The sequence below is a fragment of the Phenylobacterium sp. genome, assembly GCF_030697925.1.
Classification (GTDB): domain Bacteria; phylum Pseudomonadota; class Alphaproteobacteria; order Caulobacterales; family Caulobacteraceae; genus Phenylobacterium.
This window is the reverse complement of sequence record NZ_JAUYOJ010000241.1, coordinates 1-13,802: the sequence shown is the minus strand read 5'-3', so window position 1 is coordinate 13,802 and position 13,802 is coordinate 1. Positions and strand designations below refer to the sequence as shown.

At 64.8% G+C, this 13,802-nt stretch carries 16 protein-coding genes, 1 tRNA gene and 1 pseudogene; 14 read left to right on the top strand and 4 right to left on the bottom strand.

The window, feature by feature from the left end:
• Positions 1-12: 12 nt before the first annotated feature.
• Positions 13-651, top strand: coding sequence for a GIY-YIG nuclease family protein (locus tag Q8Q88_RS24895; RefSeq protein WP_371129908.1), 639 nt, complete (start codon positions 13-15; stop codon positions 649-651).
• Positions 644-1,348, top strand: a complete 705-nt coding sequence (locus Q8Q88_RS23905) for a GIY-YIG nuclease family protein (RefSeq protein WP_305677679.1) — start codon at positions 644-646, stop codon at positions 1,346-1,348. The genes Q8Q88_RS24895 and Q8Q88_RS23905 overlap by 8 nt, the downstream gene beginning before the upstream one ends.
• Positions 1,349-1,404: 56 nt before the next feature.
• On the opposite strand, the gene Q8Q88_RS23900 is transcribed toward Q8Q88_RS23905, so the two are convergent.
• Positions 1,405-1,614, bottom strand: a complete 210-nt coding sequence (locus Q8Q88_RS23900; protein WP_305677678.1) for a helix-turn-helix domain-containing protein — start codon at positions 1,612-1,614, stop codon at positions 1,405-1,407.
• Positions 1,615-1,727: 113 nt separating this feature from the next.
• Here Q8Q88_RS23900 and Q8Q88_RS23895 point away from each other — a divergent pair, with 113 nt between their 5' ends.
• From Q8Q88_RS23895 to Q8Q88_RS23885, 3 genes are read left to right on the top strand one after another with little or no spacing between them, the layout of a single operon-like run.
• Positions 1,728-2,114 carry a hypothetical protein gene (locus tag Q8Q88_RS23895; protein WP_305677677.1) on the top strand — a complete coding sequence of 129 codons (387 nt, stop codon included), beginning with the start codon at positions 1,728-1,730 and terminating at the stop codon, positions 2,112-2,114.
• A gap of 32 nt (positions 2,115-2,146) precedes the next feature.
• The gene (locus Q8Q88_RS23890; RefSeq protein ID WP_305677676.1) at positions 2,147-2,794 is read left to right on the top strand and encodes a hypothetical protein; all 648 of its coding nucleotides are present in this window, start codon (positions 2,147-2,149) and stop codon (positions 2,792-2,794) included.
• Entirely contained in the window at positions 2,785-2,916 is a 132-nt protein-coding gene (locus tag Q8Q88_RS23885) for a hypothetical protein (RefSeq protein WP_305677675.1), read from the top strand. The genes Q8Q88_RS23890 and Q8Q88_RS23885 overlap by 10 nt, the downstream gene beginning before the upstream one ends.
• A 322-nt stretch (positions 2,917-3,238) precedes the next feature.
• Here Q8Q88_RS23885 and Q8Q88_RS23880 read toward each other — a convergent pair whose 3' ends face one another.
• Positions 3,239-4,903: a recombinase family protein gene (locus tag Q8Q88_RS23880; RefSeq protein WP_305677674.1), complete on the bottom strand. Its 1,665-nt coding sequence runs from the start codon at positions 4,901-4,903 to the stop codon at positions 3,239-3,241.
• A 58-nt stretch (positions 4,904-4,961) separates the two neighbouring features.
• Here Q8Q88_RS23880 and Q8Q88_RS23875 point away from each other — a divergent pair.
• The 6 genes and pseudogenes from Q8Q88_RS23875 to Q8Q88_RS23850 form a co-directional block, all read left to right on the top strand.
• Positions 4,962-5,276: pseudogene (locus Q8Q88_RS23875) on the top strand (DNA/RNA nuclease SfsA); the annotation flags it as partial.
• Positions 5,277-5,279: 3 nt separating this feature from the next.
• Complete coding sequence (map, locus tag Q8Q88_RS23870; protein WP_305677673.1) at positions 5,280-6,098, top strand: type I methionyl aminopeptidase; 819 nt, start codon at positions 5,280-5,282, stop codon at positions 6,096-6,098.
• A 63-nt stretch (positions 6,099-6,161) separates the two neighbouring features.
• Positions 6,162-6,929, top strand: a complete 768-nt coding sequence (gene radC, locus Q8Q88_RS23865) for a DNA repair protein RadC (protein WP_305677672.1) — start codon at positions 6,162-6,164, stop codon at positions 6,927-6,929.
• A 268-nt stretch (positions 6,930-7,197) separates the two neighbouring features.
• A complete protein-coding gene (locus Q8Q88_RS23860) occupies positions 7,198-8,412 on the top strand; it encodes a CDP-glycerol glycerophosphotransferase family protein (protein WP_305677671.1) in 1,215 nt (404 codons plus the stop codon).
• Positions 8,413-8,492: 80 nt separating this feature from the next.
• On the top strand, positions 8,493-9,572 hold the full coding sequence (locus Q8Q88_RS23855) for a glycosyltransferase family 2 protein (RefSeq protein ID WP_305677701.1): 1,080 nt from the start codon (positions 8,493-8,495) through the stop codon (positions 9,570-9,572).
• 150 nt (positions 9,573-9,722) lie between these two features.
• On the top strand, positions 9,723-10,430 hold the full coding sequence (locus Q8Q88_RS23850) for an FkbM family methyltransferase (RefSeq protein WP_305677670.1): 708 nt from the start codon (positions 9,723-9,725) through the stop codon (positions 10,428-10,430).
• Positions 10,431-10,466: 36 nt separating this feature from the next.
• Here the strand turns inward: Q8Q88_RS23850 and Q8Q88_RS23845 are convergent, their stop codons facing one another.
• Positions 10,467-11,126, bottom strand: coding sequence for a lysoplasmalogenase family protein (locus tag Q8Q88_RS23845; RefSeq protein ID WP_305677669.1), 660 nt, complete (start codon positions 11,124-11,126; stop codon positions 10,467-10,469).
• Positions 11,127-11,224: 98 nt separating this feature from the next.
• On the opposite strand from Q8Q88_RS23845, the gene Q8Q88_RS23840 reads away from it, so the two are divergent.
• From Q8Q88_RS23840 to Q8Q88_RS23830, 3 genes are all read left to right on the top strand, one after another.
• Entirely contained in the window at positions 11,225-11,407 is a 183-nt protein-coding gene (locus tag Q8Q88_RS23840) for a hypothetical protein (protein ID WP_305677668.1), read from the top strand.
• 126 nt (positions 11,408-11,533) lie between these two features.
• Positions 11,534-11,668 (top strand): hypothetical protein, encoded by a 135-nt coding sequence (locus tag Q8Q88_RS23835; RefSeq protein WP_305677667.1) that lies wholly within the window; start codon positions 11,534-11,536, stop codon positions 11,666-11,668.
• Between the two features lie 93 nt (positions 11,669-11,761).
• Positions 11,762-13,501 (top strand): response regulator, encoded by a 1,740-nt coding sequence (locus tag Q8Q88_RS23830; protein ID WP_305677666.1) that lies wholly within the window; start codon positions 11,762-11,764, stop codon positions 13,499-13,501.
• Positions 13,502-13,512: 11 nt separating this feature from the next.
• Here the strand turns inward: Q8Q88_RS23830 and Q8Q88_RS23825 are convergent.
• Positions 13,513-13,629: transfer RNA gene (locus Q8Q88_RS23825), tRNA-Leu, on the bottom strand.
• Positions 13,630-13,802: the final 173 nt, after the last annotated feature.

Sequence of the window (13,802 nt, the reverse complement as noted above, 5' to 3'; positions counted from 1 at the left end):
GAGGAGCGGACGGTGAGAACACCGGAAGAGGTTGACCGTCTGCTAGACGAGTGGCGGGCGCTGGCATGGGCAAAGGCTGGCGCAGAAGCCGCCAATCGTTCATCCCGCCGCGTGCAGACGCGCCCCGGTGTTCGGTTTGTCTACTTCCTTCAGCAGGGTACATGGCCGGGGCTCATTAAGATCGGCGTGGCGAACAACGTTGCTCACCGTAAAGCCTCTCTGGAGCGCGAACTAGGCTCCCGCCTGAGGCTTCTGGGGATCATGCGCTGGCGGAACCTTTACCCCGCTGAAGACGGTCAGTTTGAGGGCTGGGGATATCTCCCGTGGCAGTCGGGGCGCGGCGGAACCGCGCTAGTTGCGGAAAGACTGTTGCACGAGATGTTCAGCAGCCACCGCGTCGACCGCAGACGAGGTCAACCCTGGAACGCGAAACACGAGTGGTTCAGGCCATCGCGCCGGCTAATGAATTTCATACTGACGCACGCCGTCCAGTTGGTGAACGCCGACGCAGCCCCTATCCATGAACTCGTGTTCGTCCCTGCGGAGTCGGTCCAATTGGGCCTTGACGTCAACCCAGTCCTGGTCCGGAAGGCGGTCCTCGATCTTCCGAAAAACCTTCGACAAGCCGGCGGGGACCATTGCAATGCGTGACGCCATCATCGCCGAAATCCGCAGGCTGGCGGTGGAGAACGACGGCAAGCCGCCCGGAACGATCGCGTTCGTCCGCCAGACCGGGATCGGCTCGCACAAATGGCTGGGCGTCTACTGGGCGCGTTGGAGCGACGCGTTAGTCGAAGCCGGCTTCCAGCCGAACGCGTGGCAAGGGCGGCTCGATACGGCGCAAGTGCTAGAGCACGTCATCGCCGTGGTACGTGAAGCCGGACGACTACCCGGCGACAAGGAATGGGCGATGCTTCGGCGGACCCGCCCAAGTCTACCGACCACGCGTGTCCTCCGGCGGCACTTCGGATCACGGACCGACCTGATCGCCACGCTCGCGAAGCGAGCCACGGCGGAGGCCGACTACGCCGATCTGACGGGATTGCTTCCGGAGATCAGGCCGGCGCCGCGCGTGCCTTCCACGGCCTCCCAAGAGGGCGCGGTCTACCTCATGAAGTCCGGCGACCACTTTAAGATCGGGCGGAGCGATCAGGTCGAGCGGCGCGTGAAGGAAATCCGGATCGCACTCCCCGAAGCCGTCGCATTGATCCACCTGATCCGCACCGACGATCCGCCGGGGATCGAGGCCTATTGGCATCGTCGGTTTGCCGATCGGCGCGCCAATGGGGAATGGTTCAAGCTGTCGGCGCAAGACGTCGCGGCATTCCGGCGACGAACCTACCAGTGATCCTAAGCGAGACCCATTGAAGGGCTCGGCGGACAGAACCCTCCAGAAATGCGCACCTACTGTCGCGCCAGCAGGTCGCCAGGTTCGACGCCCAGCGCGTCGGCGATCTTCACCAGATACTTCAGCGTGACGTTTTCTTCGGCGCGCTCGACGCCCGCCAGATACCGCATGGCGAACCCGGCCTCGTGGGCGAGTTGCTCCTGGGTGAGGCCCTTCGCCTTCCTGAGTCGGCGGATGTTCGCCCCAACGATGACCGCCCAATCCATTTTGGGATGAGGCGGCGGCGGGCAGGATAGCTCCAGGAGCCAAACAGCCTATTTCGGCTATCATTGGTTGTTGAAATCGGCAAGATAGACCCCACTCAACGTGGGGCGTCGTGATGCTGTTCAAGTCGATCCAGAATATCGGGAATTGTCCCTTCCTCATGGGCGCCTGCGCGGCTGGGCTGTTGTGTGCGGTCGGCGAACCCGCCTTCGCACAATCAGCCGAAGCCCGTGCGATGAGGGAATTTCGCCAGGGGCAGGTTAGGATTATTGAGGACTTCTTGTTCTCGAAAACCCAGAAGACGACACAGGTGATCTTCCTGAAGCGCTACGATCTTGACGGCAAAAGCGCCCGGTTTTGCGGGGAGGGAATGTTCGGCTCCGCTCGGAAAACATTCATCGTAGGAATTGGTCCAGAGCAGTTCGCGCTATCCCCCACCCAGGACGCATGGAGAGCCCAGTGTTCGGCGCCTGCGACCGACACAATGCTGGACCTGCGCTAGCGCTGGTTGGGTCTTCAGTCTTGGGGGTGGCGATGACAAACTTTTCTCAGACGAGTGCAGGTCGCGCCGGGCTTCAGGTCAACGCCTCGACCCTATTGACCCATTTCATCAGCTTTCTGGTGGGAGTTGTGGTCGCGATGGGCGCCGCCACGATCATGATCTCGAAGGGTCCCACCCCGAGTTTGAAGGCTCCCCATGGGACGGCGCAGGCCGAGAAGCCCTCGGCGCCGACTGAAGATAAGGACTTTGTTGCCGCCCAGGCCGCCCGGGCGCAAGCGGCCCGCCAGTTGAACGATGCCTCGGAAGCTGCGGGACTCGGTCGCCCCTATGAGGAGAAGGGCCAGGGTGCGCAGACCTATAGGCTGCCCGAGATCGATCCGAATGCCCCGATCGATCCGGCGCTGATCTCCAGCGATCGCTACCAGAACATGGATCGGCTGACGACCTACGCAGTCCTGATCGGTCGCGCTACGGGGTGCCGCTTCCAGACCGGACCGCTAGATGATCGGGTCAGGAAGTGGATCATCGGGGCGACCAGCAATAGCCGCGCGGATCGCGACGTCATGTTCGCGGTCTGGCAGGCCGGTATTCGTGAGAACGCCTACGCTCAGTTAGAGGGCCGATCGCCAGACGACTGCGACGCGGTGGCGCGCGGAATTCACGGACATAGGTGGCCGTGATGGGAGTGATCTGGGCCATCGTCCTGATGATTGGCGGCCTGTTGGTTGCGGGTCCCGTTGGAGCAATCATCGCGCTCCTGCTGGTGATCGCCGGCGCCGTCATGAGCACGAAGAAGGGCTAGGCTGCAGATGGAAGATTATTGTCCATGCTAGGCTGGGCTCGGCAATGACTTCAGGCGGCAGGCGATGGCTCAAATTTATCCTGTAACAGTGTTCCTGTCAGGCAGTGTTGGCGCGGCGATCGGAACGATGGTGGCTTTCGTCGTGACCCTTACGACCACTACTGAAGCCCGCTTCGACGCCACCGCATTCCCATTCTGGTTGCTTCATCCGATCGATTTTGCCTGGTGGCCCTGGGCGCTGCTCAGCGGGCTGAGCGCGGCTGCGCTATACGTCGTGGGTCGACTATCCCGCGCGTAAGATCACCGAAGATGCCCTGATCGGCTAGTCCGAAGCAGCAGCCAGATTCTTGAGGACCCGGCGCGCTTTCGCCTCAAGCGTTGGGCTGTCACCGATAAATCGCTTCCGATATCTTGGCATTTTGAGAAGATTTGGCGACGCGACGCCGGCCCAGAGCAGATCATAATCACGGAACAAATACTGGCTGAAACCGTCGAGGACTTTGACGGAAAACGTGCCGCTCTCACTGAATTCCAGCCGGGTCACCACATCCTTGATTGCCTGCGAAAGACGGATTCGGACATCGTAGAGCTCCCTCCCGGACTTGCCGGCTATGTCGGCGAATAGCTGATCTATCTCCACCCTCCGCAATTCAGGATCGATCCTCGCGTTGCTGCTGGCGACCACGGCCTGAAGTCCCTTGATCTCCCGTTTTAGGCTCTCACGCTCACCGCGACGCTGCGCGTAGCGCATAGCGATCATGTCGTCTTCGCCCAGGACTTCCATTCGGGTCAACAGAGCCTCGATCTTCGATTCGAGTTCCGCTAATCGGCCAAGTCCGGCGTCGAGAGCACGCTGAGCGTCGTCTGTCCGGATCGCGTTTGGACTGAGATCGAAATCAGCCACATGCCGGAGAACGGCTGCTTCCACCTTTGGATATGAGAACCGGGTTCGATTGCCGCAGAGGCGCCGCGCCGCATTGTAACAACGTAGGAAGTGAACCGCCCCGGCGCGCCCCGAAAAGTGAATACCCATCGAACCGCCGCATTCACTGCATCTCGAAATCCCAGCAAATAAGTTGTTCACTTGGACGGCATTCGGCCGACGCCCGGCCTTCGGACGTACCGCAGAGATCAGACCTTGGACCCGGTGAAACTGGCCCTCTGAGATGATAGGCACATAGTATCCGACGATCGGCTCGCCGTCGGCTGGGCGCCGCGACGCACGATTTCCATTTCGGCTCAATCGCGGCTGATACTCGCCGAGCACTGCTCGGTTCTTCAGGATTTCCAGCACCGCGCTGTGGTGCCACCCGCCCGCCCCACCATTCGGAGTTGGCTCACCGTCTTCCTCCAACCGACGAGCGATCAGGGTCGTGCCCATTCCCGCTTCGCGAAGGTCAAAGGCCTTCTGCACGATCCGGGCTTTGCCGGGGATTACCCGCCAGACGTCGCCGTCTCGCTCCAGCCAGGTCGGCCCTTTGCTATGCCAGATGCGGCCTTCCTCGCGCGCCTTCCGCTTGGACTCGCCATGGGCGAGCGCGACCTTCCTGCCCTTTTCGAGGCTCTCGTGATGCGAGCGGTCGATTTCGAGGACCGCCATCATCACTTCCGGCATTGTCGCGTCCGGACCGAAGACCTTCTTGTCGTTGAGGGTGACGACCTTAATCCCTGCCAGAGCGATTCCAAGAAGCTGGTAGGTCGCCTCGGTCACCGCCTCACGTGAAAGGCGATCAAAGCTATCGATGAGAAGATAACTGCCACGCTCGATGACGCCGGCCTCGATCCGATCCTTGAATCCTTTCAGCGCCCCCCTCAGACGGTTCGCACCGGTAAAGCCCGAGACGCCGCGATCTTGCAATGAGGTGTCGAGGTCCAGTCCGTGCTCATCCGCATAGGCGAAGGCGGCGGCAAGCTGGCGTCTCAGGCTGTCACCTTCAGCCTGGGCGCGCGAGCTAAACCTTGAGTACGAATAAGCTTTTTCGGCCACGACACTTCTCCCGCCGCAAGCTATGCCACAAAATTGCGGTGGTTTATATGCGGCCATTATCAAGAACTGCCACCTGCGCCGCGAAGGGACGCTCGCCGAATTCCCCGACTGCGTCGCCGCCCGCTCGCTCAAGCACCTCGGCGACTTGACCGCCATGATAGAGGCCGGCCACCGGGCGGTGATGCTGTTCGTCATCCAGCGCACCGACTGCGACGCCTTCGCCGCCTGCCACGAGCTGGACCCCAAGTACGCCGCCGGGCTCACCGCCGCGGCGAAGGCGGGTGTTGAAGTCCTGTGCTATGATTGCGACATAAGCCCTTCAGCCATCCGCATCGCGCGTCCCATCCCGTGGCGCGACGCGGGCGTGAGGTAGATGATGAACGACGTCCTGGAAGCCGAACACCGCACCGGCCAGATCCGCGTCCACGGGGCCGAGGGCTTCGAGGGCATGCGCGCGGCCGGCAAGCTGGCCGCCGAGTGCCTGGACATGCTGACCCCCTACGTGGTCCCGGGCGCGGTCACCGACGACCTGGACCGCATGGCCCGCGAGTTTGTCCTCGACCACGGGGCGCTCCCGGCCTGCCTGTTCTACCGGGGCTATGGCAAGACGGTCTGCATCTCGCCCAACCACGTGGTCTGCCATGGCATTCCCGGCGAACGGGCCCTGCGCGACGGCGACATCGTCAATATCGACGTCACCGTCATCGTCGACGGCTGGCACGGCGACACCAGCCGGATGTACGGGGTCGGCCCCGTCGCCCCTCGCGCCAAGCGGCTGATCGACGTGACCTATGAGTCCATCCAGAAGGGCCTCGACCAGGTCAAGCCCGGCGCCAAGACCGGCGACATCGGCCACGCCATCCAGTCCTATGTGGAATCCATGCGCTGCTCGGTGGTCCGCGATTTCTGCGGCCACGGCCTGGGCAAGGTGTTCCACGACGCCCCCAACATCCTGCACTTCGGCCAGAAGGGCACGGGCGACACCCTGCGGGCGGGCATGTTCTTCACCATCGAACCCATGGTGAACCTGGGAAAGCACCAGGTGAAGCTGCTCTCCGACGGCTGGACGGCGGTGACCCGCGACAAGTCGCTGTCGGCCCAGTGCGAGCACTCCATCGGGGTCACCGAGACCGGCTACGAAATCTTCACCGGCTCCCCGCAGGGCATCTTCAAGCCGCCCGTCCTGAGCGCCTAGCCCACAGGGTTCGCTCCTCGGGGTTGAAAAACCCTACTGCCAAGCCGGAACGATTAAAGAACCATGCGCGGCATGGTGGCGCCGCGAGACCTCGGTGAAGGACCTCAACCCGACCTCTGGTCGGCCGCGGCGGCGCGCACGCCGAAACCGGCCAAGGCCCCCAGGCCCCACTATCTGGGCCACCGCGACCGGCTGCGCGACCGCGCCGCGGCGACCCTGGACGCCCTGCCCGACTACGAGCTGCTGGAGCTCCACCTGTTCCGGGCCATCCCGCGCGGCGAGGTCAAGCCGCTGGCCAAGGCCCTGATCGCCCGTTTCGGCTCGCTGGCCGCGGTGCTGGCCGCCTCCCCGGCCGAACTCAAGACCGTCACCGGGGTTGGCGAGGCCGTGGCGCGCGACCTCAAGCTGCTGCACCAGACCGCCCTGCGGGTCGGGCGCGAGGCGGTGGGCAGGCGCACGGTGATCACCTCGTGGTCCCAGCTCCTGGCCTATGTGAAGCTCGCCCTGGCCCATGAGCCGCGTGAGCAGTTCCGCGTGCTGTTCCTCGACAAGAAGAACCAGCTGATCGCCGACGAGCTGATGAACCGCGGCACGGTCGACCACGCCCCGGTCTATCCGCGCGAGGTGGTGCGCCGGGCGCTGGAGCTGTCGTCCAGCGCCGTGATCCTGGTGCACAACCATCCCTCGGGCGACCCCACCCCTTCGGCCGCCGACATCCAGATGACCCGCGAGGTGGTCGAGGCCGCCCGCCCCCTGCGCGTCACCGTCCACGACCACCTGGTCGTCGGCCGCGACGGCGTGGCCAGCTTCCGCGCGCTGGGACTGTTCTAGGCCCTCAGAAAGACCATTTTCTGATCACTGCACGCCGATGCTTGAGCCGAGCGCACAATCTTGTATGACCACCCCAGCATCCATTTCAGAATGGCTCCACTATGGAGTATACGAGACGCATCGTGGCGACGCCGTCTGCTGGCAATTTGTCGCGGGACGGAACTTCCCGACATCCTGGGTTCTTTAGGGCCCGGCGGATCGACAACACCCGCGCCTTCGACGGCACGATACAGTCTAGCTCCGCTCAATTGCTCAAGCGGAGATGAGTATGAACGATGTCCATCGACGCATGAGGCACATGTTCTTCATGCTTCTCAATCTGATCGTCTACCCACTCTCAAAACTCTACCCGCGCTCGCATAAGGTCTGGGTGTTCGGGGCGGCGGACAATGAATTTACCGGGAACCCGAAATACCTGTTCCTTTGGGTCAGTGAAAGTCGCCCGGATATCCAGGCGGTGTGGATTTCCGGAAACCGAAAGACTTGCCACGCCATCCGAGAGAACGGTTATCGGGCCTGCCCTCGCTGGTCATTTGCGGGAATCTTGGCGGCCGTGCGGGCCAAGGTCTATTTCTTCGGTCACTATTCCGAAGACGTGAACCTGCCCTTCAGCGGCGGCGCGACCTTGGTCAACCTGTGGCATGGCGTCGGACTGAAAGCCGTCAACCTGGGACTGCCCCAGGGGCGGACCTCCAGCGTCCAGAAATTCGCCAATTCGCTCACCGGATATCTGAGGCACCTGAAATATCTCATTCGACCCGACTACATCGTCACGACGTCGGACTTCATGCAGAAGCACTTCATGTCGCAGTTCCTGGCGAAGGCGGACCAGTGTCCGAAACTCGGCTATCCCCGCCTGGACTGTGTGGTGGTGCCGAAGCTCGGCCTTGCGTCCGAGAAGATCGACCGATCCCTCGGATTCAAATGGAACAAGCCGGAACACTCCGACATCTACATCTACGTTCCCACCTCGCGCGACAGCGGTCGCGACTTCCTCCACGAGGCCATACCGGACGTCGAACGCCTGTCCACAGCCCTCGCGAAGCGGAACGCCATTCTCTACATCAAGCCTCACCCGCGCACCCTGGTCCCGAGCAGCTTCAAGAACGCCGACAACATCCGCATGTGGCCGCGGGGCATCGACTTTCAAACCTACCTGCATGAGTTCGACGTCCTGATCACCGACTATTCCTCGGTGCTCTACGACTACCTCGCGACGGGAGCGACGGGAGCGATCCTCTATACGTTCGACATGGAGGAATATCTCTCCCTCGATCGAGGCCTGCTCTACCCGTTTGAGGAAAACACCGCCGGCGCCCGCGCCCGCGATTTTCAGGAACTGTGCTTCCTGCTCGAGCATGGGGTGCCGGACAACGAGACCACGCGCCAACAGATCGACGAGATCCGGGACAAGTTCTGGGGCGGTTCGCCCAGCCCCGCCTCGCCCGCCGTGGTGAAGTTCGTGGAAGCCAATCTGCACTGAGCGACGCCTCGACGCATGGCCTGCCCTGAGACTCCACCAGCACCTCTCCCTTCAATCCTCACCGTGAATGGGACTTGCTCGTGACAAGGGATTCACTTCTCAGATCCACCGACGTTCCGGTTCTCATCCTCAACTTCAACGGTTGGGACGACACGTTCGCGAACATCGCGGCGATGCAGCCGTACCTGAGCAATCTATGGCTGGTGGACAACGGGTCCGATCATGACCGCACCGCCGAGGCGCGGGCGCGCTTTCCGTCCATCCGGACCCTCCGGCTGCCTCGGAACGGCGGCTGGGCGGCGGGGTATAATCAGGCCTTGAGCGTCGTGGCGCGCGAAGGCCATGACGCGGCCTATCTGCTCAACAACGACGCCGTCGCCGCGCCCGGAGCCGTGGAGTCGGCCGTCGCGGCCCTTCGCGCCGACAAGGACTGCGCGGCCGTGGGAAGCATTATCCTCACCCACGGCGGGCGGCGGCTCTCGTTCGACGGCGAGTACTTCTATTTCAAGTCCGAGCGCGAAAGGGCGTCGCTCGCGTTCTCGCGCGCGGTTCGCCCCGCAAGGGTCCTGCACGGGGCCGGTCTTGCGCTATCCATGACAGCGTTCGCCAAGCTGGGGCCATTTCCGGAAGAATACTTCCTCTATTGGGAAGAGGCGGACTGGTTCATCGCGGCTCGACGGCGCGGCTGGACCTTGCTCGTGGACGGCTCCTCGGTGGTGATGCACACCGGCGAGGCATCGAATTCGGCGCATAATTCGCGGTATTATCGTACGCGCAATCGCTTCCTGGCGCTGCAGCGCGGAATCGCCGTGAGTGGGGCCGAGGAAAGCCTGATCTCACTCGTGGCCGAAGAACTTGTTCGCTGTTCGCGGGGAGACGCCGAAGGCCAGAAGGCGACCCGGCAGGGACTGATCGACGGCCTGCTCGGCCGGTTCGGGAAGCGCAGACCGCCCTGGCGCCCCCTCGTTCTGACCCCGATCATCTTGTCGCTGAAGCTCCTGGTGCGATGGCATCAGCTGCAGGCTCGGCTTCGCGCGGCCAATCGCGGGCGCGGCCCATTTCCGGGCTTGCCCGAGCGGGCTCTGAACTTTGCAACCCGATCGGCTCAAATACTGAGAAGGCGCCGCCGGGACCTCGGTTTGGCGAAGTATTCGAGATAGGTCTTGCCGAACCGGGCCAGGCTGCGCGCGGCGGGAACTCAGGGTATGGCGGCGCTTCCGCTTGCGAGGCATCGTGGAGTGGCGTCGAGTGGCTGGGCGCACTGGTGAGGGGCTCGGACCATGTCCGTCTTAGGTCGAATGAATCGGGTCGTGAATCGCGTGCTGAACCGCGTGGGCATCGAGGTGAGGCGCCTTCGGACCTACCCCGCCGAATATGATTCCCTGGTCTGGTTCCTCGAGTACCGGAAGATTCCCTGCGTGCTCGACGTGGGCGCGAACGAGGGCCAGTTCGCCTCGAACCTTTTCGCCGCGGGCTACACCGGGACGATCATCTCGTTCGAGCCGATGCCAAAGGAACATCGGCGACTTTCGGAGAGGGCGGCGAACCACCCTCGATGGCGGGTCGCGCCGCCGATGGCGCTCGGCGAGCGCAGTGCGACCTCCGAATTCCACGTCGCTGGCAACAGCATCAGCAGCTCGCTCCTGCCGATGGAGAGCCTTCACCTGGAGGCCGCGCCCCACAGCGCGGAGGTCGGGACAATCCAGGTGACCGTCGCCAGGCTTGACGAAGTCCTGGCGTCCATCCTGCCCTCGGGAGTCTTCCTTTTGAAGATCGACACCCAGGGAACCGAAAGGGAGGTGATCGCGGGATCGGCGGGCGTCATGGATCGGATGATCGGCATCAGCACCGAGCTCTCCTTCGCACCGCTGTACAAAGGCCAAGCCCTCTTCTCGGAGATGTTCGACACGATCAACGCGCTCGGATTCAAACTCGCCGATCTCAGTCCAGGCTTCCGCCGCCGCCGGAGCGCGCAGGAGCTCCTGCAGTGCGACGCTCTCTTCCTTCGTCCGGCATGAGTCCAGGGCGCGGATTTCCCCGCCGTCCGCACGGCTTCACGCGGCGCGCTCTCCCGCCAAGGTCCTCGTCACCCCCAGGCAGATCAGGGTCTGGCCGGCGAAATAGAGTCCCCAGATCCCGAACCCGACCCAGGCCTGGCCGGCCAGCGGCCCCTCCCGGGCGAAGATCAGCAGGTCGGAGACCACGAACATCACCGCCCCGATCCCGGTCATCCGGCGTGGGAAGCGGCTGATCCAGGCCGTGGCGGCCATGAGGGCCAGGCCCAGTGCATAGACCGCCACGCCGGGCGCCCCGGCCCGGTCGGCGGGCAGCAGGAATGCGAGAGCCACCGTCGCGGGAACCAGGACGACGGCGAACAGCCAGCGACTGGGCGTGACCTCGCTCCGCCGGTTGCGCAGATAGAGCCAGATGGCGATCAGGTGTCCGACCAGGAAGGCCACGGCCCCGACCACCAGCCCCGCCGCGCCCAGCAGCACGTCGCCGGCCGCGCCGAAGGCCATGACCGCACAGATCAGCCAGCCGTCCAGCGTGCGCGCCCGCAGGCCCGCATGGACGGCCAGCAGGGCGACCCCCGCCCCCTTCCAGGCCAGGCTGGCGGTCTGCGACAGCGGCAGGTCCCAGGAGGCCATGTAGCTGACCCCGGCGACCACCGCGGCGATCAGCGCTATCCGCGCCGGCAAGCTTGTCTGCGCCATGCGTTTCCCCCTCGCTTCGGCCTGGGGCGAAGCAGACACCGGTTCGCCCGGCCATGCAAAGCGCGGCTTAGCGTCCTGGCCAGGCCATAGAGCTTGCCTTGCCCGGCCGGATCGGCGAGACGACGCCCATGGCCCTTCAGAAGCGAAGAATTGACCGAGCCCAGCGCGTGCGCTCGCAGCGGGTCTGGTGGGAACGCCACGGCGCCTTCGTCCGTGGCCTCCTGACCGGCCTGGTGGTTTCGGGCCTCGGGACCTGGATCTGGAACGCCTTCTCCGCCTGACCTGCGGGCTCGCCGCCGGCTACGATCCGATCGGCGTGTGTTTTACAATCAGTAATTGAATCTAGTGTTCAATGTCGCTTACCCGACACAGAACCTCCCGCGGGTTCGAGTCATGGGGAGGGCGTGGTGTCGCAAGCGATTGGCGCAGGATCCGGCTTTCGTCTCCCCGTCCTCGACGAGGCCGGCGCGACTTTCGTGGTCACGCCCTTCGAGCCCGGGCTCCTCGTCATGATCCTGGAAGAACTGGCCGTCGGCCCTTGAGGCGCCATCCTCGCGTTATGGGCGAGCGCGGATGCACGGAACACCGACCTATGCTTGTTGCCGCCCATTGCGTGAGGGGGCGGTGAGTCGGGGATGCTGGAACCGATGACGGATGTGACCCAGCCGGAGGGGTACATCCGCTACGCGCGCAGCGTGGCGCTCACGCGGCTCGCCCTGGTCGCCTGTTTCGTGGTGCTTCTGGCCCTCTACACCCCCTGGCCGATAGCCCTGCTCGGGGCCGTGGAGTTCGGCCTCTATCTGGCCCTGCTGGTCGCCACCGAGATCGCCACCCGCCGGGCCGACCGCGTGGCCGCGAGCCGGCGCCTGCGCTGGCAGTCCGAGATTCTGATGGTGCTGCTGGTGGCCAACGCCTGCCTGATCGCCGTCCAGATCCGCCTCTATGACGAACCGATCATGCAGGTCGAGGCGGCCCTGCTGGCGATCTGCGTCCTGCTGTTCGCCGCCCTGCGCGTCCACATGAGCCGGATCAGCTATGTCGTCGGGGTCGCGCCGGCCGCCGCCACCCTGCTCTGGATCGCCATCGACCCCGCCGAGCCGCTGGCCGGCGACCACTACGCCCTGGCCATGCTGCTGTTTGTCGCCGCGGTCCTGGTGGTCACCTGGCGCCAGCAGGCCACCGATCGGGCCCTGGCCCGCGCCGTACAGAACCTCATGCGCCAGAACCTGGCGCTCACCCAGGCGATGGACGACGCCAAGGCGGCCAGCCGCGCCAAGACCCGCCTTCTGGCGGTCGCCAGCCACGAGATACGCACCCCGCTGAACGCCGTGCTCGGCCTCGCTCACGCCCTGGGTCGCGAGCCCCTCACCCCGGCCCAGGAGGACCTCGCCCGCGGCGTCGTGGAGGGCGGCGAGCAACTGACCCGCCTGCTGGACGGGATCCTCGACTTCGCCCACCTGGACGCCGGCGAGGCGCGGTTGAACCTCGCGCCCGTCGACCTGCGCCACCTCACCCGGAGCGTGGTCAATGTGTGGAGCCGCCACGCCCTGGCCATGGGCGTGCAGCTCACCTTCGAGGACGCCGATCCCGACCTGGACCTCGGGATCGTCGCCGACGCCGCCCGGCTGGAGCAAACCCTGGTCAACCTGGTCTCCAACGCGCTCAAGGCCACGGCGGCCGGCGGCCGGGTCGGCCTGCGCCTGTCCGCCGTGGCGCAGGACACGGCCCTCGGCCTCATCGTCGAGGTCCGCGACGCCGGCCCTTCGATCCCGCCGGACGAGCAGCTGCGAGTCTTCGAGGCCTTCGAGACCACTGAGCGCGGCCGCGTGGCGGGCGACAGCGGCTTGGGCCTGGCCGCCTGCGCGGCGAACCTCGCCCTGATGGGCGGTGAGATCGGGATCACCGACCCGCCGGACCCGCCCGGCGCGGTGTTCTGGTTCGCGTTTCGCGCGCCACGTCATACGCCGGGCCCGGTCGACCCGGCCGACGATCTCCGGGTTGCGAACCCGATCCGCGTGCTGGCGGCCGAAGACAACGCCGCCAACCGCCACGTTCTGGCCGCCCTGCTGAACGACGCGGCGGTCGATCTGGTCTTCGCCGAGGACGGCGCCCAGGCGCTCGCCGCCTGGGGGTCGGGCGGCTTCGACCTCATCCTCATGGACGCCAACATGCCGGTGATGGATGGCGTGGAGGCCCTGCGCCACATCCGACGCGAAGAGGCGGACGGCGTCCGCGTCCCGGTCTGGATGCTGACCGCCAACGTCGCCGACGACGACGTCGCCCGCTATCACGAGGCCGGCGCCGACGGCGTCCTGCGCAAGCCGATCGACATCGGCGCCCTGTTCGCGCTGCTGGCCGGCGTTTCGGGCGCGTGAGCTAAAGTCGGTGCGGGCGGCCGGAGTCGAACCGGCACGGGCCTTGCGGCCCTACGGATTTTAAGTCCGGTGCGTCTACTGGGGCCTCAGTGAGCCCTTGGCTCATGGTGTTGGGCAATTGAGCTCGCCGCCGTGCGGCCCCGTGAGCCGGCTCACCATCGAGAGCAGATGGGGTGGATGGCTCCCGCTCACGGCATCTGAGCGCCAGGCTTGTGGAAGTTGTCGAAACCACCACGAGCGAAGGGAGCCACCCAGATGGAGATTACAACGATCGGCCTGGACCTGGCCAAGAGCGTTTTCC